Origin of the sequence: Streptomyces sp. AHU1 (genome assembly GCF_045343905.1) — a bacterium.
Taxonomy (GTDB): Bacteria; Actinomycetota; Actinomycetes; order Streptomycetales; family Streptomycetaceae; genus Streptomyces; species Streptomyces triticiradicis.
This window is the reverse complement of the sequence record NZ_CP174283.1, coordinates 1,220,714-1,240,786: the sequence shown is the minus strand read 5'-3', so window position 1 is coordinate 1,240,786 and position 20,073 is coordinate 1,220,714. Positions and strand designations below refer to the sequence as shown.

Sequence of the window (20,073 nt, the reverse complement as noted above, 5' to 3'; positions counted from 1 at the left end):
GTCCGTCACCGCACCGGTCGTGACCGTGCCGGTCCTCACCGCCGCCGGTCGTCACGGCGCCAGGAGCCTGCGCAGCCAGGCGATCCGGGCCGCGCGGGCGGTCCGGGCGAGCACGGTGTGCGGGGCGAAGGCGTCGAAGCCGTGGAAGCCGCCGGGCCACACGTGCAGCTCGGCCACCCCGCCCGCCCGCCAGATCCGCGACGCGTAGTCGACCACCTCGTCCCGGAAGGTCTCGGCGGAGCCGACGTCGAGGAAGGCCGGGGGCAGCCCGGACAGGTCCGAGGCCCGTGCCGGGGCGGCGTAAGGGGGGACGTCGGGGCCGCCGCGGGCATCGCCCAGCACGGCGGTCCAGGCGGTCTCGTTGGCCGTACGGTCCCAGGCGCCGACGCCCGCCATCTGGTGCGCGGACACGGTGTCGTTGCGGTCGTCGAGCATCGGGTACATCAGGACCTGCCCGAGCGGCCGGGGCCCCTCGCGGTCCCTGGCGAGCAGGGCGAGCGCCGCGGTGAGGCCGCCGCCCGCGCTGGCCCCCGCGACCACGATCCGTTCCGGATCGCCGCCGAGCTCACCGGCGTGCCGCGCCGTCCACAGCAGACCGGCGTAGACGTCCTCCACCCCGGCCGGGTACGGGTGTTCGGGGGCCAGCCGGTACTCCACGGACACGACGACCGCGTCCAGCTCCCTCGCCCACTCCAGGACGAGTTCCACCCCGGCCCGGTTGTTGCCGAGGACCATGCCGCCGCCGTGGGAGTGGTAGATCACCGGGCGCGGCCCCTGCCGGGGAGGCGCCACGGGCCGGATGACGAGCAGCGAGACGTCGGGAGAGCCCTCGGGCCCCGGCACCGTCAGGTCCGTGGTCGTGAAGGTGCCGCCGTCGGTGAGGTCGTGGGCGGGCACGGCGGCCTCGGGGACCGCGCGCAGGGCGGCGATGTCCGCCAGGCTCGGCCCGGACGGCGCGGACGGTCCGACCGCCGCGAGCGCGGCGTCCAGCTCGGGGTCGAACGGGGGCGGTACCAACAGCATGACGTCTCCTCGCGCCGAGCCCGGCGGCTCCCGGATCCATGATCGGGCGCCGTGCTCCCGGTCCGGGAGCCGCCGTACGGCGGAACCTGCCCGCGACCCGGCCGGACATGCGCGCCGCAGTGACGCCCGAAGGCGCCACCGCGACGGACCCGGGGACGGGTCGCGGGGAGAGGGTCAGCCCACGATGCGGTGCGTCGTCCAGAACGACGTCAGGTCCGTGGTCGTGGCGGCCTGCGCGGCCGCCTTGAACTCGGCCGTCGTCGAGACGCCGTACCAGTGCGAAGTGGCGTAGCTCTTCAGCAGGTTGGCCATCGCGGTGTCGCCGAGCACGCGCCGCAGGTCGTGCAGGGCGCACTTGCCGTAGGTGTAGACGACGGTGGAGTAGCGGGACGAGTGCGCGTCCCAGTAGGCCATGGAGTTGGTGATGTTCTCCGCCGAGGAGGCCCAGGAGACGTTGTTCCAGCAGTTGGCGCCGGTGATGTTCTGCGCCAGGTCGGTGGCGTAGTCGGTGAACGACTCGTCGAGCCACGGGCTGGTGTACTCGTCGTCACCGACGATCCCGTAGAACCACTGGTGAGCGATCTCGTGGGTGAGCGCCGTGGTGCTGACCAGGTCGAGGACGAACCCGGGGTACTCCATGCCGCCGAACCAGTAGTTGTTGTCGATCACCGCGTCCAGCTCGCCGTACGGGTACGCGCCGAAGCGTGCGGCGTGGGCGTCGACGGCGGACTTGGCGGTGGTGAGCATCGACTGCGCGCTGGATGAGCTGATGCCCGTCACGGAGTAGATGTTGATCGCGGTGCCGGCGGGGGAGGTGCCGGAGATCTTGGTGAACGGCCCGGCGGCCCAGGCGAAGTCACGGACCTTGGAGGCCGTGGCCGTGGTGACCGTGCGGCCGCTCGATCCGGCGGCGTCGACCGAGGTGCCGGTGGCCGGGACGAGGAGGCTCGTCGGGTGGTCGAGGGTCACCTTGAAGTCGGCGGCCAGGGAGTAGAAGGACTCCCCGTTGTTGGTGTACGGGTCGAGGTGCCAGCCGGCCCCGTCCTTGACGGCGAGCACCGGCAGGGCGTTGCCGATGTTGACGAAGGAGCCGTCATAGCCGAAGCGGTCGGCGCCGCTGGGCACGGTGATGGCCAGGTCGAAGCCGATCGTCGCGCTCTGGCCCTGGGCCACCGGTGACGCCAGGCTGATCTGGAGGGCCGTGCAGCCCACCGAGAGCGAACCGGCGGTGCCTCCGCTGACGTTGCTGACGACGATGGGCATCGCGGAGCAGGTGCCGTGGTAGTTGTCCCACAGCCTCAGGTACACCTCGCTGAGCGCGGTGGAGGAGGCGTTGGTGAAGGTCACGCTCTCGTGACCGGTCCAGCCCTTGCCGGTGGTGTTGCTGGTCAGGTTCACCGTGTACGCGGGGGCGGCGGGCGTACGGGTGGAGTCCGCCGGCGGGGTCGTGTCGCCGGAGGTGTTCAGAGCGATGTCGTCGAGGACGAAGCTCGTCTGGAGGCTGGAGTCCTCGGTGCCGGTGAACGCGAGGGTGACGGTCTGGCCCGCGAACGCCGAGACGTCGAACGTCTTCTGGGCGTACCCGGACGCCTTGTTGAGGTTCGAGTACGTCGCCAGGGTCGTGCTGCCGATCTTCGCCGTCAGCTTGTCGTAGGCCGTCGACGAGGTGGTCTCCGCCGTGTCGATGTGCAGCCAGAAGGTGAGGCTGGCACTGCTGCAACCGGACGGGATCGTCACGCTCTGCGAGAGCGTGTCGGTGTGGGTGCCGCCGGTGCCGTCCAGCCAGGCGAAGCTGGTGCCGCCGTGGGCACTCTGGCCGGCGCGGCTGGTGATCACGGAGGTCGAGGACTGGGTCCAGGGCGAAGTGCCGCTCTCGAAGCCTCCGTTGGTCACCGCCTGGGCGGGTGTGCAGGCGGCCGCGGCGGCCGGCGCGGTGTCCGTCCCGGCGGCCGCGGGGGTGCCGGGGAGCGAGACTGCGGCCAGGGCGGCGACGGTGAGGACGCGTGCCGCCAGGGCCTTGAGGGGGGTCGGTCTCACACGAAACTCCTTTGAGGCGGCCGGGATTCCGGCCTGCTCGGTGGCCGTCCGGGGCGACTGGGGTGCGCCGCTGGCCGGCCGCGGCCACGCGCGGGTGCGCGCGGTCGCTCTGGTGAGATTTCCGTGCCGTCACCCTGGGGTCAGGGCGACGGCACCGGAAAGCCTCGCAGATTTGACCGAGACATGCCATCAATCTGCGGAAAGGGAACCGGACCCCCCGCTCGCCCGTGCTCCCCGCTCGCTCAGGGCCGGCGTCAACCGCGCCCACGGGTTGGGGAGTTCGCCCGTCACGGGCCCGGCCACCGCCGCACCGCGGTCACGCGCGGTGCGGACGGCGAGCGGGACGAGGGCCTCGGGAACGCCGTAGACGAGATGGCAGAACAGCTCGGGCGGGTGGCGCGCGGTCCACACCGGTCTGCTGAACGCCGACACGTAGGTGGACCAGTGGCCCTCGAACGTGACGATCAGATCGGCGAAGCGGGCGTACCCCGGGGCCGGGTGGACGCCCGTGTTCAGCACGACCGGAGCCGTCCCGAGCCGGCGCAGGCCCTGCACCAGCCGCCTGCAGCCGGGCAGCGCCGCCGGGGTCGGCGCCACCCGGTCCAGGAAACACCCCTGCGTCCCGTACCAGTCCCGGTGCCGCGCGACCTCGTCGGCGACGATCTCCGGATCGCGCGCGCCGTAGTCGGTGTCCACGTAACCGAGCAGCCGGGCACCCGCCGCGTGCAGCGCGTCCGCCGCCGCGGTGAACGCGGGATCCGGGCCCTCGCCCGGCCCGTCGGCCGGGTTGATGACGACCCCGTACGTCCGGTCGACCGCCCCGATCAGCCGGTGCCAGGCGCCCGGGTCCTCTCCCGGGTGGACGTACAGCGGAATCAGCAGGCTCATGGCGTGCGGTCGCCTCCGGCCCGGGGGACCGGACCGGTCCCGGCCACGGCCGTCCAGAGCGCGGTCAGCGAGTCGTCGAGCGTCAGCTCCGGCCGCCAACCGAGGGTCTCCCCGGCGGCGGTGATGTCGGAGCACTGCCACGAAACGTCGCCCGAGCGGGCCGAACCGCCGCCGTTCTCCTCGATGCGTCCCCGGAACCCGGCGACGCGCGCCAGGCCGTACACCAGGTCGCGCACCGGGACGGCCTTGCCGCCCCCGATGTTGAGGACCCGTGGCAGCTGTCCGGGAGCCGTCGCCGCCGCGGCCGCCGCCCGTGCCACGTCGCGTACGTCCACGAAGTCGCGGTACGCCGAGAGGTCGCCCAGCCGGACGACCGCGTCCGGGTCCGGGCCGGCCTCGCGGAGCAGCCCCGCGATCCGGCCCGGCAGCCCCGTGGACGGCGCGCCCGGACCCACGGGGTTGCCCACCCGCAACACCACCGCGTCGAGGCCGGAGGTGGTGACGGTGACCGTGCCCGCGAGCTTGGTGGCCCCGTACGGGGTCAGGGGACGGGTGGCCGCGGACTCGGTCGTGGTGGTGTCCGGGACACCGGGGCCGTATTCGGCCGCCGAGCCCAGATGGACCAGCCGCGCGGTCGGTGCCGCCTCGCGCAGCGCCGCGCAGAGAGCCGCGGGTCCACGGGAGTTGACCTCCGCGAGGGTCACGGCGTCGCCGCCGGTCGCGCCGGCGCAGTTGATGACGGCGTCGGGTTCGGCCGCCGCCAGGGCCGCGGTCAGCCGCTCCCGGGGGGCGGTGGCCAGGTCGATGCCGAACTCCGCGGCGGGTGAGCGCCCGGCGCCGAGCACCCGCACGCCCGTGAGGGTGCGCAGGTGCTCGGCGACGTGGCCGCCCAGATAGCCGGTGAAGCCCAGGACGAGAATGCGCATGCGGTGGTCAGGCTCCCTTGAGCAACAGCGACTTGCGGGTGGTGAACTCGGCGTTGGCCCGGTCGTAGTCGTCCGGCCGGCCGATGTCGAGCCAGTACCCGTCGAACTCGTAGGCGTGCGGCTCGTCGCCGCTTCGCAGCAGGTCCAGGACCAGCTCGTCGAAGCCCAGCGGCAGCCCCGGTGTGTAGTCCTCCAGCGTGGAGCGCGACAGGCCGTACACGCCCATGGAGACGCGGTAGTCCATGCTCGGCTTCTCGGTGAAGGCGACCACCTTGCGGTCGTCGGTGGTCAGCACGCCGAAGTCGATGCGCACCTTGCGCGCGTACGTCGCGATCGTCAACGGCGCGCCCGAACCGCTGTGTTGCCGCAGCACGTCGCCGAAGTCGAGATCGGTGAGCACGTCGCCGTTCATCACGAGGAACGACTCGGGCAGCCGGTCGCGCATGGTCAGCAGGGGTCCCATGGTGCCGAGCGGACTCTCCTCGGTGGAGTAGTCGACGGCCATGCCCCACTGGGAGCCGTCGCCGACGTAGGCGCGGATGATCCCGCCCAGGTGGCCGACGGCGATGGTGCAGCTGGTGAAGCCGGACGAGGCGAGCTGGCGCAGCACGATCTCCAGGATCGCGTGCTGGTCGCCGATGGGGACGAGAGGTTTGGGCAGCGCGGTGGTGTAGGGCCGCAGCCGGACGCCCTTGCCTCCCGCGAGAATCACTGCGTGCATGGGGTTCTTCCTTGGTGGGACGTGCGGGACGGGTCAGATGTTGTAGATGCCGGTCTTGTAGCGGGCCAGGTTCGCCGGTTCACGGAAGAACTCGGCGGTCCGCGCGAGCCCTTGCTCCAGATCGTGGGCGGGACTCCAGCCGGTCGCCCCGGCCAGCCGGGTCGCGTCGGCGACGAGCCGCATCACCTCGGAGTCGGCGGGCCGGACGCGTCCCGCGTCCTCGCGCACGTCGAGGGCGGTGTCCATCACCTTGCCGATCAGTGCCACCAGGTCGCCGACCGAGATCTCGCCGCCCGTACCGGCGTTGAAGGTCCTGCCCACGACCCGGTCCGCGGGTGCCGTGCCCACGGCGAGGAACGCCCGCGCGGTGTCCTCGACGAAGGTGAAGTCGCGGGTGGGCCGCAGATCGCCGAGGGTGATGGTGCGTTCGCCCGCGGCCACCTGGCCGATGACCGTGGGGATGACCGCGCGCATCGACTGGCGCGGGCCGTAGGTGTTGAACGGCCTCAGCGTCACCACCGGAGTGCCGAAACTCGCGTGGTAGCTGTCGGCCAGCCGGTCCGCGCCCGCCTTCGAGGCGGCGTACGGGGACTGGGTGTTGATGGGGTGGTCCTCGGTGATCGGCACGGTCCGCGCGGTGCCGTAGGTCTCGCTGGTGGAGGTGTGCACGAGCCGGGGCGTGCCGAGCGCGCGCACCGCCTCCAGCACGTTGAGGGTGCCGGTGACATTGGTGTCCACATAGCTGTGCGGCGCCTGATAGGAGTACGGGATCGCGATGAGCGCGGCCAAGTGGTAGACGCAGTCGGCGCCTTCGATCAGACCACGGACCGAACCCGGGTCCCGGACGTCGCCCAGGACGATGTCCACCTGGTCCAGGACATCGGGGTGCAGGGTCTCCAGCCAGCCGTACGAGGAGAAGGAGTTGTACTGCGCCATGGCCCTCACCCGGTGCCCGGAGGCGACCAGTGCCTCGGTGAGGTGGGAGCCGATGAAACCCTCGGCTCCGGTGACGGCGGCGAGTGGTTGGGTGGTCAACTCGTTTGTCCTTCCGGTTGGTTGCTCATGTGACGGGTGATGCGGACAAAGGCACGGCGGTCCTCCGGACGCGTCCGGACGGGGGCTGTGCGGGGTGGGGTGGTTCAGGCGTGCGGCGCGGGCCGTCCCAGCAGCCGCACGGCACAGGCCGTGAGACAGAGGCAGGCCGTGCCGCAGGACAGGGTCAGTACGACGGCGTCCGGCAGGGAACGGAGCACCGTGGCCGAGGCGGCACCGCAGGCCGCCGCCAGGCAGACCGCGGCCGGCTGCCAGGCGACCCCGAAGGCCTGGAGCAGCAGCGCGGTCCACAGCGTGGCCGCGAGCAGCAGCAGCGGGGCCGGCTCCGCGCCGGTCAGCAGTGCCGCGGGCAGCAGCGGGAGCACGTAGGACAGCAGACAGAAGCCGAGGACGCCGGTCGAACGCAGCCGGAAGGCGGCCGGGGTCGCCGTCGCCCGCAGCGCCGCCACCGCCATCCCGCGGTACCGGTACAGCAGCCACTCCGCCGGTCCCATGCTCACGGTCAGCACGACCACGGCGTACGGGTGCTGTCGGCCCTCCAGCAGCACCAGCACTCCGGCGGACAGCCCGAACACGCCGTACGGCAGCGACCGCAGCGGCGACGGGCGGGCTCCGCCCGGCACCGGGGGAGCGGTGAGCGCGGCCCGCAGCGCCCAGCCGGCCGCGACGACCGCGCCGAGCACGGACAGCAGCGGCAGGGCGAGCCGCGCCCCGGTCCCGGGGTCCCACCAGGGCAGTGCCGCCGCGCCGACGGCCAGCGGGGCGAGCGCGGCGAGCAGGAGCCGCTCCCCGTCCAGCACGAGCAGCACCCCGGCCGCCGCGAGATACACCGACTGGGCGGCGGCGGCCCCGGCCGCGACGCCGGACCCGCCGGTGAGCGCCCCGGACGCCGTCGCGGCGAGCGCGCCGAGCGGCGCCCCCTTGAGCAGGGTCCGGCCCGCCTCGCGGCGGCCCGTGGCCATGCGCAGGTGGGCGCGGTGCCCGAGCGCCTGGCCCCATGCCCAGGAGACGAGGCCGGCCACGACCAGGACGCCGAGGTCCCGGCCCGCGTGCCACATCGGCCCGGTCAGCAGATAGGCGAGGCCCGGCAGGGCGAACAGCGCCCCGCGCAGCCCGCAGCGCACATGGTCCGGACGCCAGGGGTCGGCCGACCGGGGCGGTTCCGGAAAGGTGCGCGGCACCCGCTCGTACAGCGCGGAGGCGAGCGAGAAGAGGTTCGGATGCCCGTACCGCTCCTGGATGATCTCGGCGGTCAGCCCCTGCGACTCCAGCAGGGCCGCCACCTCGTACGGGTGGACCGCCGGACCGATGTCCTCCGCGAGTTCGGCGGCGAGCCGGTCGACCGTCTCCCCGTCCGCGTCGTGGCCGGGTGCGCGCCGGGCGGGCGCGCGGTTCCCGGCGAGCCGCAGGGACAGGGTGTCGCCCCCCGCGCCACCGGGTTCCAGGGCCATGGGTCCGCTCATCCGGCCAGGCTCCTCGACCTGGGCGCGGCCACCCGGCCGCCCGGCACCGTGAGCGGGGCGCCGGACGGCCCGGGAGGGCCCGGGACGATCCGGCCGAGCGCCGACAGTTCCAGGTAGACGGTCCGGAAGGTGTCGACGGTCTGCCGCAGGGTGAACTGCTCGATGACCCGCAGCCGGGCCGCCTCGCCCATCGCCGCCCGCCGCCCGGTGTCGCCGAGCAGCTCCAGCGCGGCCGCGGCCATGGCGCCCGGATCGCGTGGCGGGACGACGAGACCGCTGTCGCCGACGGCCTCGCGCACCCCGCCCACGTCCGTGGACACGGTCGCCCGCCCGCACGACATGGCCTCGATCAGGGTGAACGGGAAACCCTCGCTGATGCTGGAGAGCATCACGACGTTGCCCGCCGCGTAGGCGTCCTTGATGTCGTCCACCCGGCCCTCGAAGCTGACCGCCTCCGCCTGCCCCAGCTCGGCGGCCAGCGCCTCGCAGCGCTCGCGGTAGGCCTCGCCGCCGCGCGGTGTGCCGCCGAACAACCGCAGCCGCGCGTCCGGGAGTTGCGCCCGTACGAGGGCGAACGCCCGGATCAGCGTCTCCAGGTCCTTGATCGGGTCGACGCGTCCGGCCCAGCTCAGCGTCGGCCGCTCCGGCTCCGGACCGGCCGGCGGGAACGCGGCCGGGTCCACGCCGTTGTAGACGGTACGGATCGACTCGGGCGCGGCACCGCCCTGTTCCTCCCACAGTCGGTTGTAGCGGTTGCCCGGGGTGATCAGGGCGGCGCGCCGGTACGTCTCCTCCGCGAGCAGCCGGAAGAAGCCCAGCGCGACCGCCTTGACCGGCCAGCGGTACGGGGCGGTGCGGTAACCGAGATAACGCTCGCGCAGATAGACGCCGTGCTCGGTCAACAGCAGGGGGACACCGTGCCGTTCGAGCGCGGCCAGGCCCGGCAGCACGGCGACACCGCCGCTGACCGCGTGGGCCACCCCGTGCTCGGGCAGCGGCGCGGTCAGCGGGCGCAGCGCGTGCTCCAGCAGGGCGGTCGCGGTGACGGCGTCGTGCAGGGTCGGCCGGGCCTCGCGGACGGCCAGTCCGGGGCGGTTCCACACCCCGGCCAGGACGCCGATCGCGCGGTCGCCGCGCAGGAAGGGGCTCAGCATCCCGTCCGCCGCGGCCCGCGCCATCGTGTACAGGGCGGTGGCGAACCGGTCCTCGGCGCACGGGTCGAGCAGAGCGGTCAGGAACTGCTCGTAGGCGGAGGTGAGTTGGTTGCGGCGCCGGCCGCGGGGCGGACGGCCCCCGGGCGCGGGGCCCCACAGGGGGACCGCGACGACGTCCGCGACCTGTGCGGGGACGTCCCACACGATCGGTTCACATCCGGTGCCGGTCACGGCGATGACGTCGAAGTCGACGTCGGGCATGCCGGTGACGAGTTGGTCGCACCAGACACTGACACCGCCGTGACTGTGCGGGTAGGTGCCTTCGGTGAGCAGGGTGACGCGCGTCGAGGTGAGGCTGCGCGCGTCGCGGGGAACGTGCATGGATGTGCTCCACGGCCGAGGTCGGGGTGGTCGGGCCCGTCCCGGCCGCGCGGGGCGCGGCCGGGACCTTCGGTCGGTGTACGGCTCAGCGGTCCGGGCTGTGGAGGACCCGCTCGGGGACGTCCGCCGGCACACGGGCGCCGTTCGGGCCGAACGGGTCGATGAGCGCGCCTTGTCCGGGCGCGGTCGAGTGAATGGTCCGCTTCATGCGGTGAAGTCCCCTCCCCGGGCAGGGGTGAGTACCGCTCCCATGGAGCCGGCCACCCCCTGACGCGACGCCACAGCCCCCCTCAGACGTGGTCGTCACGTGTTCGTCGCGTCACATAGTGGTGTCTCTGTGGAGTTTTCGTGCGCCTGCCGCGGAACGTGACGGAAAAGCGCGTCCCTCGAACGGGTGGTCATCGGAGCCGCGTCGAAGGCGCGAGCGTCACTCTTCGGGTTCTCGCGATTACTCAGTGAAACGTTACTGTGCTTGCCCTGTCCGGGTCGGCCCGGAAGCGGAGCGTGGCGGTCCGTGCTGTCGGGGTGTCGGTGGTCCAGGCCGCAACGAATTCCGGCTGGAACGTCGGTTTTCGGTCACTCCGCATCGGGTCTGTGAAGAATCTGTGTGCGGACGGGTTCGTTCCGAAGGACGGGGACACCCGGTGGACCGCGGCGGAAGGCACGCCGGGAAACGGTGACCGCGCTCCGGTCATCGACGGGCGCACCCGCGGACCCGTCCGGGTCCGCGGCGCGCATCCGCGGACGAGTGGGAGGAATCCTTCGTGAACGAGCACCTCTGGGGTTACGGCCCGACCAGTGGGCACACGCCCGACGACGATCTCTCCGGCTACCGGGTGGAGGCGGCCGACGGCCACATCGGGAAGGTCGACAAGCACTCCGACGAGGTCGGTTCCCAGTACATCGTCGTCGACACCGGCGTCTGGATCTTCGGCAAGGAGGTTCTGCTGCCCGCCGGGACGATCACGTCGATCAGTCACGAGGACAGGACGATCCATGTCGCCCGGACCAAGGACGAGATCAAGGCGGCGCCGGAGTTCGACAAGGAGAAGCACCTCGGGGACCCGCACTACCGCGATCAGCTCGGCGGCCATTACGGCTCCGGACACTGACGCGACGCCGACCGCCGGCGCCACCCGTGTCACGGGTGGCGCCGGCGGTTCGCTGTCGTCGGGCGACGTGGGAAACGGCGCCGGACGTACAGGGGACCCCGGCTGGACGGGGGAGACCAGCCGGGGCCGCTTACCTGGTGTGCGGAGGCCGCTCCGCGTCACACGTAGGGGAACATCCGCCCATACCGTTCTATTCCCCCCGCGGATCCTCGGAGTCCTCGGAGTCCTCCGACGCGGCGCCTCAGGCACGTGGCGCGGTCCACCGGCGTGGTCCCGCATCCGCCCGGCGGCCCCGGCGGGAAGATCGGTTCGGGAGGGCGCGTGCGACGGCGCGGGACCGCCGGCCCGCGCCCGGACCACTCACGCGCGCCCGCCGGCGCGCGGACGGACCGGCTGTTCGGAGGATGGTGCCCATGAGCGCGAAGCGCGATGCGTCCGATGTCCTGATCGTCGGCGGCGGGCTCGCCGGTCTGGCGTGCGCCCGCGATCTCGTCGGGTACGGCTTCGCGGTCCGGCTCCTGGAGGCCTCGGACGGGGTGGGCGGCCGGATGCGCTCCGACACGCACGAGGGTTTCGTCGTCGACCGCGGCTTCCAGGTCTTCAACACGTCCTACCCGCAGGTCCGGCGCCGGCTCGTCCTGCGCGACCTGCGGCTGCGGCCCTTCACGCCCGGCGTCCTCGTCCACACGGAGGACGGGCCGCTGCGCTTCGAGGACCCGACCCGCGGCCGGAGGCGACCGGGCGACCTGCGTCCGGGGCGGCTCGCGGGAACCCGTGACCTGCTCGCGCTGGCCGCACTGTCCGGCCGGGACATGCTCGCTCCCGCACGGTGGCTCAAGCGCGGCGAGGACCGTACGACACGCACCGCGCTGGCCGCGGCCGGATTCTCCGAGGAGTTCGTCGAGCGGTTCTTCCGGCCGTTCCTGTCCGGGGTCTTCCTGGAGGACCAGCTGGAGACCTCCGGCCGGGTGTTCCACCTCGTCTGGCGCAGCATGCTGCGCGGCACCCTGTGCCTGCCCGGCGCCGGCATCGGGGCGGTGCCGCGTCTGCTGGCCGAGGGGCTGCCCCCGGGGACCGTGCGCCTCGGTACCCCGGTCACGCGCCTCACGGACGGCGGGGTCGAGGTGGACGGCGGGGGCGGACTCGCCGCGCGGGCCGTGGTCGTGGCCACGGGACCGGGACCGGCCGCCCGGCTGCTGCCCGGCCTCGGCCTCCCGGCCTACCGCGTCGTGACGACGTACTACCACGCCGCGACCCGTTCACCGCTGGCCGAACCCGTCCTGCTGACGGACACGAGGAGGCGTTTCCTGAACACCTGCGTCCTGAGCGAGGTGGTCCGGGGCTACGCCCCGCCCGGGATGTCGTTGATCGCCACCTCGGTCCTCGGGCACGACCGGGAGGGCGGGGAGACGCGGCTGCGCGAGGCGCTCTCCGAGGTGTACGGCACCGGCACCGCGGACTGGGACCTGCTGACGGTCCGCACCGTTCCCGACGCCCTGCCGGCGATGCCGCCCCCGCAGCCGCTCGGCCGGACCGCACGGGTGGCCCCGGGCCGCTATGTGTGCGGGGACCACCGGGCCACGGGTTCGGTCCAGGGCGCGCTGGCGTCGGGAGCCCGGGCGGCGCGCGAGGTCGCGGCCGACCTGGCACGGTAGGGGCGGTACGCCGGACGGCGCGTCCGCGGTCCGCCCCGGACGGCTGCCCCCGGAGCCCTCAGGGCAGCGTCTGTTCCGTCCAGATCGTCTTGCCCTGCGCGGAGTAGCGGATGCCCCAGTTCCGGCTCATCTGCGCGCAGATGAACAGGCCGCGTCCGCCCTCGTCGGCCGTGCGGGCGTGCCGCAGGCGCGGGGCGGCCCAGCCCGCGTCGTCGACCTCGCAGGTGAGCGTGGAGTCCATGACGAGACGCAACCGGATCGGCGGCGCTCCGTAACGCAGGGCGTTGGTCACCAGTTCGCTGACGATCAGCTCGGTGGCGAAGGCGGTCTCCTCGCCCACCCGCCACGTCCGGAGCCGCTCCTGGGCGTGGTGCCGTGCCGTCGCGGCCGCCGTGGGCGCGAAGTCCAGGGACCAGGTGGCGACCTGGTCGGGCGGAAACGCCCGGGTGCGGGCCAGCAGCAGAAGGACGTCGCGACGGCCCGCGGTGTCGCGCAGCCGGTAGAGCACGTCGTCCCGTATGTCGCCGAGGGGACGGTCCAGCCGGGTCAGCGCCACGCGCAGCGGGTCCGCGGGGTCGTGGTCCGGGCCTTCGGGGACCGGGAACGACGTGCTGCGCAGCGCGAGTACGCTGCCGTCCCGCATCGGGACGGAGGCGGTGGCGAAGGGGGGCCCGTCGCGGCTGCCGAGAAGGGGGCCGGTCGGGATCTGCGGGACGTGCACCACGCCGCCGGGGTGGGCCACCACGGGCGCGGGATGGCCGGCGGAGGCCATGACGCAGGTCTCCTGGAGCGGGTCGTGCACCGCGTACACACAACTGGCCCTGAGCGGCTGCCGGCGCAGGGGATCGCCCGCCGGCAGGGCCGAGCGCTCCTGGGCGAGCCGTACGACCGCGTCGTCGAGGCGGGCGAGCAGTTCGTCGGGATCCAGGTCGAGCGCCGCGAGCGAATGGATCACCGTCCGGAGCTGGCCCATGGTGGTGGCGGCGTCGATGCCGCTCCCGCTGACCTCCCCGATCGCCAGGGCGGTGCGCGCCCCGGGCAGACCGAAGGCGTCGTACCAGGTGCCCGCCCCGGCGTCGGCCGGGACGTGCAGCGGCGCGAACTCCATGGCCGTCTGCGACGGGGGCTCCGGCGGCAGCAGATGGCGTTGCAACGCCGCCGCGATCGTGTGCTCGCGTGTGTAGCGGCGGGCGTTGTCGAGGCTCAGCGCCGTGTGCGCGGCCAGTTCCCCGGCGACGGTGAGGTCGTTGTCGTCGAAGGCGTCGTGCGGCCGTACGCGATAGAGGCTCAGCAGTCCGAGCACGGCGCCCCGCAGCGTCAACGGGGTGGTGAGCAGGACGCGGGCGCCGGAGGCGCGGATGGCGCGGGCCCGCTCCGGATCGGCGTCCAGCCAAGGGGCGCCGCCGTCCAGGGTGACGGCCCGCGGCTTGAGGTCGCCGAGCATCTGCGAATACGGCGTGGGCGACGGCACGGCCCGTACGTCACCGACGGGATGGGCCTGCGCCCCGTGGGCGGCCCCCTCGATACGGAAGGCCGCGCGGCGCAGCGGGACCTCCCGCCCGAGAGGGCTGAGCGGGGGATCCTCGCCCCGCACCACCGCGTCGACCACCTCGACCACCGCGATGTCGGCGAAACCGGGCACCAGCGCGTCCACCAGTTCCTGGCAGGTCGTGACGACGTCCAGGCTCCGGCCCACCCGCTCCCGCACCGAACCGAGCGCCTCAAGCCGCCTCACGCTCCGCAGGTACTCCGTGACCTCGGTCATGGAGACGACCACGCCGCGCGAGTCCTCCAGCGGGAACACCGAGACGTTCGCGAAGCGCTCCGGCGACGAACCGTCCAGCGGGGCGAGCCGTACGGTGTGGTCGGTGACGGGCGTGCCGTCCGTCAGGGCGCCCCGCAGGACACCTTCGAACTCCTGCGGACGGGAGGGGCGGCACACATCGCCGACCGGCCGGTCGAGGGCCTTGTCCGCCGCGACGCCGCACAGCGCGCTGGCCGCCTCGTTGACGCTGAGGACGCGCAGTTCGGGGTCCAGGACGAAGAACGCCTCGCGCGTGTTGGAGCGCAGGATGTCGAACACCGCGGTCCGCGTGCCGGCGGGGGCGGCACCGTCGCCCGCCTCGAAGACGCCCCAGGCGAGGGCGCCGCCGGAGAGCGGGACCACCTGGACGCGGAGGTCGACCGGGTTTCCGCCGACGTCGTGGATGACCAGGGGGCCGGATCCCGGTTCCGCGCGGTGGCCGGGGGCACCGTCGCCGGAGTTCCCGGCGCCGGGCGCGACCAGGGCGAGGGCCACCCGGCCCACGGCCTCGGAGTCCGGGCGCAGCCAGATCTCGCGCGCCCTGCGGCTCCACCGGACGACGACGCCCGCGCCGTCGACGACCATCAGCGGGGTGGCACCAGTCACCGGAAATCACCTCTGCTGTGTGCCCGGCCGGGCATCCCCGCGTCACGGGACGGCTTCGACGGCTGGATCACCGGAGGAGGTCATGTCGCGGACCATGTCCTCCTTGGCCGATGAAGTCCGCTTTGTCTACAAAGCCATAATTCTACGGTGCGCCGCGGCCGTGAGGCGAGGCGGCGGCGCGAGGCGGTGATCCTTGCCGCGCGCCGTCCGGGACGGACGAGGGCCCCGGCCGCCGGGGCACCGGGGCACCGGCTGCCGGGGCCCTCGCCCGTCCACGCGTGAACGCCGCCCGCCACGACGTCAGTCGCGGGCCATGTCCGACTCGGCCGAACTCACCGCGGACTCCGCGCCGTCGACCAGTTCCTGCAGACGGGCGACATCCGTGGAGGCCGGGCCCGGCGACGCGGGGGCGTTCCCGGCGTCACCGTGGCCACCGCACGCGGTCAGGAGCAGCGCCGTCACGGCGAGCGCCGCCGCCGCACGTCCCGCGCGCATCAGGAGCCGGCTCCGTCGTGGTGGCTCGCGCACCACTTCTCGACGTCCGCCAGGTCCTTCCGGCGGCCCTCCAGCGTCGGGACGAGCGAACGCCTGAAGGTGAGGCGGTCGTCGAGGTACGTCTCGATCTGCGTATGCCCCGCGGACCTGGCGTCGGCGACCCGCTGCTCCAGCCGGGCGATCGAACCGCGCTGCGAGGCGTCCCCGTTCAGCCGGCCGAGGATGCGGTCGATCCGCTGGTCGATCTTCGGGGCGCGCTTGCAGAGCGCCTTCGCACCGTCACCCGTCGGCGCGCCCGACGGATGCGTCCCGGCGCCGTCGGCCGACGCGGCCCCCGCGGCTCCGAGCAGCGCGCCGACCGCCAGCAGTGAGACGACGGCCGTCCTGGTCCTCGATGCCACCGGCGTCGTCCTCGGTGTCCTCGGTGTCCTCGGCATGCTGAACTCCTCTTCGCTTCGGGGCGGTTGCCCGCACGCCCGGCACGCTAGGAGTCCTCTTTGTGGAATTCTTGTGGCCGGGCGCCGGCTGTCGTGATCACCCAGTTGCGCTGCGGCGGGAGCGTCGCCCCGGCATCCTCCGCGCCGCCCGGCAGCGGGAGCGAGACCCCGATCCGGGTCCCCGTTCCGGACGGCGGTTCGAGGACGCGGACACGGCCCCGGTGCAGGTCGATCTGCTGGGCGACCAGGGTGAGTCCGAGGCCCGACCCCGGACTGTCCGGGCGGCGCTCGAAGCGTTCGAAGACCGTGGTCCTGCGCTCGGGCGCGATACCCGGCCCCTCGTCGTCGACGAACAGGACGGCGCGGTCACCGCTCGCGCGCACCGTGACACCGACGCGCGCGGGGCGTCCGTCCGCGCATCCGCCGTGCACCAGCGCGTTGACGAGGAGGTTGTCCAGGACCGTGCGCAGTCCGGGCTCCCAGCCGTGCACCCGCAGCCCCGGCGGACAGTCGGCCACGATGTGCGCGAGCGGACGGCGCCGCCGCTGCTCCCGGACGCTCGCCTCGACGACGTCCGCGAGGTCCACGGGGCCGAAGGCGTCCGCCTCGACCAGGTCGCCGCGGCCGAGCTCACGCAGCATGACCAACAGCCCCAGCAGCCGGGCGTGTTCGCGCCGCAGGTCGTCGAGGACCTCGTCACGGTCGGGCGCGGGAAGGGCCGGGTGCTCGGTGAGGATCTCCAGATTGGTCTGCATGCTCATCAGCGGGGTGCGCAGTTCGTGCGCGGCGGCCGAGGCGAACGAACGGGCGGTGGCGAGCGCCTCCTCGGTCCTCGCGGCCTGTTCGTCGTAGCGGCTCAGGACCGTCCGGAGGGTGTGCGCCAGATCGTCGACCTCGGCGATCCGGGCCGGCGTGTGGTCGAGACGGGCGGCGCTGGTCCGCGGATCCAGACCGCTCGCGCTGTCCCGCAGCCGCCGCAGCGGACGGCTCGCGCGTCCGGCCACCGCGCCGGCCAGCAGCCCCGACAGCGGAGCGGCGAGCAGTGCCACCGTCACCACGCGCCTGCGCACCAGGCGCAGTTGGGTGCTCGCCGCGGTGTCGGGCGCGAAGAGCCAGAGCGTGCCGCGCACCCCGGGACGGGTACCGGACACCCGCGTCGACAGGACCCGCCAGGAGTCCTTGCCGGTCCGCAGCGTGACCGGCACCGGCGCGCTCGCGGGAAGCGTCACCCCCTGGTCCGGCTGCGGGCCGCCCGTGAACGTCTCCGACGGGCCGACCAGCCGTACGCCGACGTCCAGGGCGGACGTGAACAGCCGTCTCTCCCGGGCCTGTTCGATCCGCGCCGACCGGTCGGCGGCACTCGCGCGCAGCAGGCCGCGGGCGTCCTTCGCCACGGCCGCCGCGCTCCGCCGCAGGTGCGCGTCCTGCTGGTCGTGCAGATCCGCCGCGACCAGCCGCAGCAGCAGCCAGCCGGTGGCCAGCACCAGGACCGGCACGGTCGCCCCGACGGCGAGGGCGATACGGGTGGACAGCCTCATCGTCCGGCCTCCGGTCCGTCGTCGCGCAGCACGAACCCCACACCCCGCACGGTGTGGACGATCCGGGCCCGGCCCGCCGCCTCCAGCTTGCGCCGCAGATAGCTCACGAACGTGTCCACCGCGTCGGTGCGCACATCGAAGTCGTAGCCCCAGACCCGGTCGAGGAGCTGATCGCGGCTGAGCACGATGCCCGCGTTGCGCGCCAGGACGTGCAGCAGCTCGAACTCCCGCCGGGTCAGCTCCAGTCGCCGTCCGTCCAGGCTGACCGTGCGGGCCGCGGGATCCAGCGACAGCCCGCCCACCCGTACGGTGCCGGTGTCCTTCGGCGGCCGGCGCCGCAGCAGCGCCTGGAGCCGGAGCACCAGCTCCTGCAGGGCGAACGGCTTCACCAGGTAGTCGTCCCCGCCGGCCTGCAGCCCCGCGATCCGGTCACCGGTCTCGTCGAGCGCGGAGAGCATCAGGACGGGTACGTCGTCGTCCTCCTCGCGCAGCGTCCGGCACACGTCGATGCCGCTGAGACCGGGCATGGAGATGTCCAGCACGATCGCGTCCGGCGGGGTCCGCCGGACCAGGGCCAGCGCGGACCGGCCGTCGTCGGCGAGATCCACGGTGAAACCGCCCAGCCGCAGACCGCGTTCGAGTGACCTTCGTATCGCCGCGTCGTCGTCGACGACGAGGACGCGGCCCCGGTCTTCGCCCATCATCACACCCCGGTTCGCAGGAACGGACCGGTCGGGCCGGCCCGTTTCGTCGCCCATGGTGCACCAGGGGTTCCGCCACCGGACCCGCGCGGTCCACCCCGTACACGGCTGTGGCCAGGCACGAAACGGTAACGAAGGACTTCGCGGGGGGTGAGGGAAAGTCAGCGCAGCGTAATGTCCCGCATGTCCTGGGCGCTCGTGGGGGGTGGCCCGGCGCGGGGAGGGGGGTGTCATGCCTGCCATGACGCGGGTTCGAAGAATGCCCACCGACATCCGGGTCCGGCTGGTCGCGACGGTCTGCGCGGGTCTCCTGTGCGCGTCCCTGGCCGGGTGCGGGAAGCACGGCGCGCCGACGGCCGACGCCTCGACGGCCTCCGCCGGCACCTTGGCGTCCGCGGCGCCGTCGTCGGCGCCCGCGTCGACGCCCGAGCCGACGCCTTCGGTCAGTGACGTGGCGACGCCGACGCCGACACCGGCCACGGAGGAGGCCACGACGGCCGCCGCCTCCCAGGAACCGGTGTCGGCCGGCGGCTCGGGGGCGTCGGCCCTGTGGGGAAGGGCGTACAGCGGTACGGCGAGCATCTCCGTCGACATCTACGACTACTGCTCCACCGACGGGTCCCGGCGCCTGGCGGACAGCCGGACCTACTCCATGAACAGCACCCTCGACCTGAACCGGCCGCGGACGGGCGGCGACCAGACCGAGAACAACCCGTTCTCGATGCTGTTCGCGGCGGGCAACTCCTCCCAGGCCGGCGCGGTGTCCTTCTGGTCGTCGTCGGTCAGCACGGTCTCGAGCCAGGACCTGGCGGGCAACTACCGGGATCCGAACCTCCTGCTGACCTACTGGGACATCGACTGGTCCGACGGCGAGCTGGACGCACGGCTCACGGATCCGCACGCCCGGGAAGCCGTCGTCCTGAACCTGCTCAACTGGCCCGGCCTGCTCGTCGCCTGCCGCTCCGACCTCGGCCAGATGCCCGGAGGCTTCCCGCACGCGCTGGCCGCCGGCACGACGTTCACGGGCCGCCTCGACAGCTCCGGGGCATCGCTGACCGCCGCGGGAAGCACCACCGACGGCGTGGTCGCGTTCAAGTTCACCTTCGACGGTACGGCCTCGTGACGAGCTCACCGGCCCCCTTACCGCGGACGGCGGTGGCGGGAGGCCTCGGAGGCGGGGCGATCGCGTCGGGGGAGGCCGGATGACGACACCGGACCGGCTGGACACCTGGAGCGTGCGGATCGCCGAGCGGGCCGCTCCCGGGGAGATCGGGTTCGCGGTGCAGACCGCTCGCGCGTACGCCGCGGGCGGCGCTCCCCGCCGTGACCTTTTTCCGCGCCCGGTCGGGCGCCCGGAGGCATGGGCGGCGGAGCGGTCGCCGTTCTTCCCGCCGTGCTGGACGGGCTCGCGTACGCCGCCAGATCGCTGAAATCCGCCCTGGGCAGTCCCGAGTTGAACAATCTCCTGTCCGCGACCGGCCTGCTGGTCGGGTTACGGGCCCAGCGGCGCGCCGAGGCCGCGACCCGGCGAACGGGGGAGGACGGCAGCGCCTCACCGGACGACGGCCCGCCCACCGGGCGGGGCACGCCGTCGGCGTCGCCGCCGCCGTCATCGCCGCGCCCGGTGCCGGACGCCGGGGGTGACGGCGAGGACCCGTCAGGAGCGTCACCGGGTGCCGTGCCCGGAGCGGCGGTTCCCCCGGGCGGCGACGCCGGTCCGGGTGCTCCCACTGCGGACGTCGTACGGGCCGCCCTGCGCATGAGCGCGCGGCTCCGGGACCGCGGGCTGGCCCCGGAGGAGGCCGACGAACTGACGGCGCGGCTCATCGCCCGGATGGTCACCGAGGACGACCCGGTGGAGGCCGCGGCCTTCCTCGACGCGCTGGTCGGTGACGAACCGCCCCCGCCGCCGCGCGGCCCCGGCACCCGGTGCCGGAAACTGCGCCGACTGCGTTCGGCGGCGTCGGGCATGCTCCGTCGTGCGGGCCGCCCCCCTACGACCCCGCACGGCCCGTCGGCCGGTCCCGACGGTACGGACCAGGGATGAGTACGGCGTCGACCGCACCGGTCCGCCGACCG

Annotated in this window: 18 protein-coding genes; 4 read left to right on the top strand and 14 right to left on the bottom strand. The window is 73.7% G+C overall.

All coding sequences use genetic code 11. The annotated features are described in order from the left end of the window. Positions 1-51: 51 nt before the first annotated feature. From ACICHK_RS05735 to ACICHK_RS05695, 9 genes are all read right to left on the bottom strand, one after another. Positions 52-1,023 carry an alpha/beta hydrolase gene (locus ACICHK_RS05735; protein WP_406836013.1) on the bottom strand — a complete coding sequence of 324 codons (972 nt, stop codon included), beginning with the start codon at positions 1,021-1,023 and terminating at the stop codon, positions 52-54. A gap of 174 nt (positions 1,024-1,197) precedes the next feature. Then, the gene (locus ACICHK_RS05730; RefSeq protein WP_406836012.1) at positions 1,198-3,060 is read right to left on the bottom strand and encodes a M1 family aminopeptidase; all 1,863 of its coding nucleotides are present in this window, start codon (positions 3,058-3,060) and stop codon (positions 1,198-1,200) included. A gap of 189 nt (positions 3,061-3,249) precedes the next feature. Continuing rightward, positions 3,250-3,948, bottom strand: a complete 699-nt coding sequence (locus ACICHK_RS05725) for a spherulation-specific family 4 protein (protein ID WP_406836011.1) — start codon at positions 3,946-3,948, stop codon at positions 3,250-3,252. Continuing rightward, on the bottom strand, positions 3,945-4,874 hold the full coding sequence (locus tag ACICHK_RS05720; protein WP_406836010.1) for an NAD-dependent epimerase/dehydratase family protein: 930 nt from the start codon (positions 4,872-4,874) through the stop codon (positions 3,945-3,947). Before ACICHK_RS05720 ends, ACICHK_RS05725 begins: the two co-directional genes overlap by 4 nt. A gap of 7 nt (positions 4,875-4,881) precedes the next feature. After that, on the bottom strand, positions 4,882-5,595 hold the full coding sequence (locus ACICHK_RS05715; protein ID WP_406836009.1) for a sugar phosphate nucleotidyltransferase: 714 nt from the start codon (positions 5,593-5,595) through the stop codon (positions 4,882-4,884). A 33-nt stretch (positions 5,596-5,628) separates the two neighbouring features. Then, complete coding sequence (locus ACICHK_RS05710) at positions 5,629-6,630, bottom strand: GDP-mannose 4,6-dehydratase (RefSeq protein WP_406836008.1); 1,002 nt, start codon at positions 6,628-6,630, stop codon at positions 5,629-5,631. 104 nt (positions 6,631-6,734) lie between these two features. Then, entirely contained in the window at positions 6,735-8,111 is a 1,377-nt protein-coding gene (locus ACICHK_RS05705; RefSeq protein ID WP_406836006.1) for a hypothetical protein, read from the bottom strand. Beyond that, entirely contained in the window at positions 8,108-9,646 is a 1,539-nt protein-coding gene (gene pelF, locus ACICHK_RS05700; protein ID WP_406836005.1) for a GT4 family glycosyltransferase PelF, read from the bottom strand. The genes ACICHK_RS05705 and pelF overlap by 4 nt, the downstream gene beginning before the upstream one ends. Before the next feature lie 85 nt (positions 9,647-9,731). Beyond that, a complete protein-coding gene (locus tag ACICHK_RS05695) occupies positions 9,732-9,854 on the bottom strand; it encodes a hypothetical protein (RefSeq protein WP_406836004.1) in 123 nt (40 codons plus the stop codon). A 556-nt stretch (positions 9,855-10,410) separates the two neighbouring features. Between ACICHK_RS05695 and ACICHK_RS05690 the strand changes: the two genes are divergently transcribed. Together ACICHK_RS05690 and ACICHK_RS05685 are read left to right on the top strand one after the other, a co-directional pair. Beyond that, complete coding sequence (locus ACICHK_RS05690) at positions 10,411-10,758, top strand: PRC-barrel domain containing protein (RefSeq protein ID WP_151467169.1); 348 nt, start codon at positions 10,411-10,413, stop codon at positions 10,756-10,758. Positions 10,759-11,171: 413 nt separating this feature from the next. Further along, on the top strand, positions 11,172-12,413 hold the full coding sequence (locus tag ACICHK_RS05685; RefSeq protein WP_406836003.1) for an NAD(P)/FAD-dependent oxidoreductase: 1,242 nt from the start codon (positions 11,172-11,174) through the stop codon (positions 12,411-12,413). Between the two features lie 58 nt (positions 12,414-12,471). Here ACICHK_RS05685 and ACICHK_RS05680 read toward each other — a convergent pair whose 3' ends face one another. The 5 genes from ACICHK_RS05680 to ACICHK_RS05660 all read right to left on the bottom strand — a co-directional run bounded on the left by ACICHK_RS05680 (position 12,472) and on the right by ACICHK_RS05660 (position 17,994). After that, positions 12,472-14,823 carry a SpoIIE family protein phosphatase gene (locus ACICHK_RS05680; RefSeq protein WP_406836002.1) on the bottom strand — a complete coding sequence of 784 codons (2,352 nt, stop codon included), beginning with the start codon at positions 14,821-14,823 and terminating at the stop codon, positions 12,472-12,474. Between the two features lie 300 nt (positions 14,824-15,123). Continuing rightward, complete coding sequence (locus tag ACICHK_RS05675; protein ID WP_406836001.1) at positions 15,124-15,318, bottom strand: hypothetical protein; 195 nt, start codon at positions 15,316-15,318, stop codon at positions 15,124-15,126. Further along, complete coding sequence (locus ACICHK_RS05670) at positions 15,318-15,755, bottom strand: hypothetical protein (protein ID WP_406836000.1); 438 nt, start codon at positions 15,753-15,755, stop codon at positions 15,318-15,320. The genes ACICHK_RS05675 and ACICHK_RS05670 overlap by 1 nt, the downstream gene beginning before the upstream one ends. Positions 15,756-15,802: 47 nt before the next feature. Then, positions 15,803-17,293: a sensor histidine kinase gene (locus tag ACICHK_RS05665; protein WP_406835999.1), complete on the bottom strand. Its 1,491-nt coding sequence runs from the start codon at positions 17,291-17,293 to the stop codon at positions 15,803-15,805. Beyond that, the gene (locus tag ACICHK_RS05660) at positions 17,290-17,994 is read right to left on the bottom strand and encodes a response regulator transcription factor (RefSeq protein ID WP_406835998.1); all 705 of its coding nucleotides are present in this window, start codon (positions 17,992-17,994) and stop codon (positions 17,290-17,292) included. Before ACICHK_RS05660 ends, ACICHK_RS05665 begins: the two co-directional genes overlap by 4 nt. A gap of 259 nt (positions 17,995-18,253) precedes the next feature. Here ACICHK_RS05660 and ACICHK_RS05655 point away from each other — a divergent pair, with 259 nt between their 5' ends. After that, positions 18,254-19,117 (top strand): hypothetical protein, encoded by an 864-nt coding sequence (locus ACICHK_RS05655; protein ID WP_406835997.1) that lies wholly within the window; start codon positions 18,254-18,256, stop codon positions 19,115-19,117. A gap of 237 nt (positions 19,118-19,354) precedes the next feature. Further along, a complete protein-coding gene (locus ACICHK_RS05650) occupies positions 19,355-20,041 on the top strand; it encodes a hypothetical protein (protein ID WP_406835996.1) in 687 nt (228 codons plus the stop codon). The last annotated feature ends 32 nt before the right edge of the window (positions 20,042-20,073 follow it).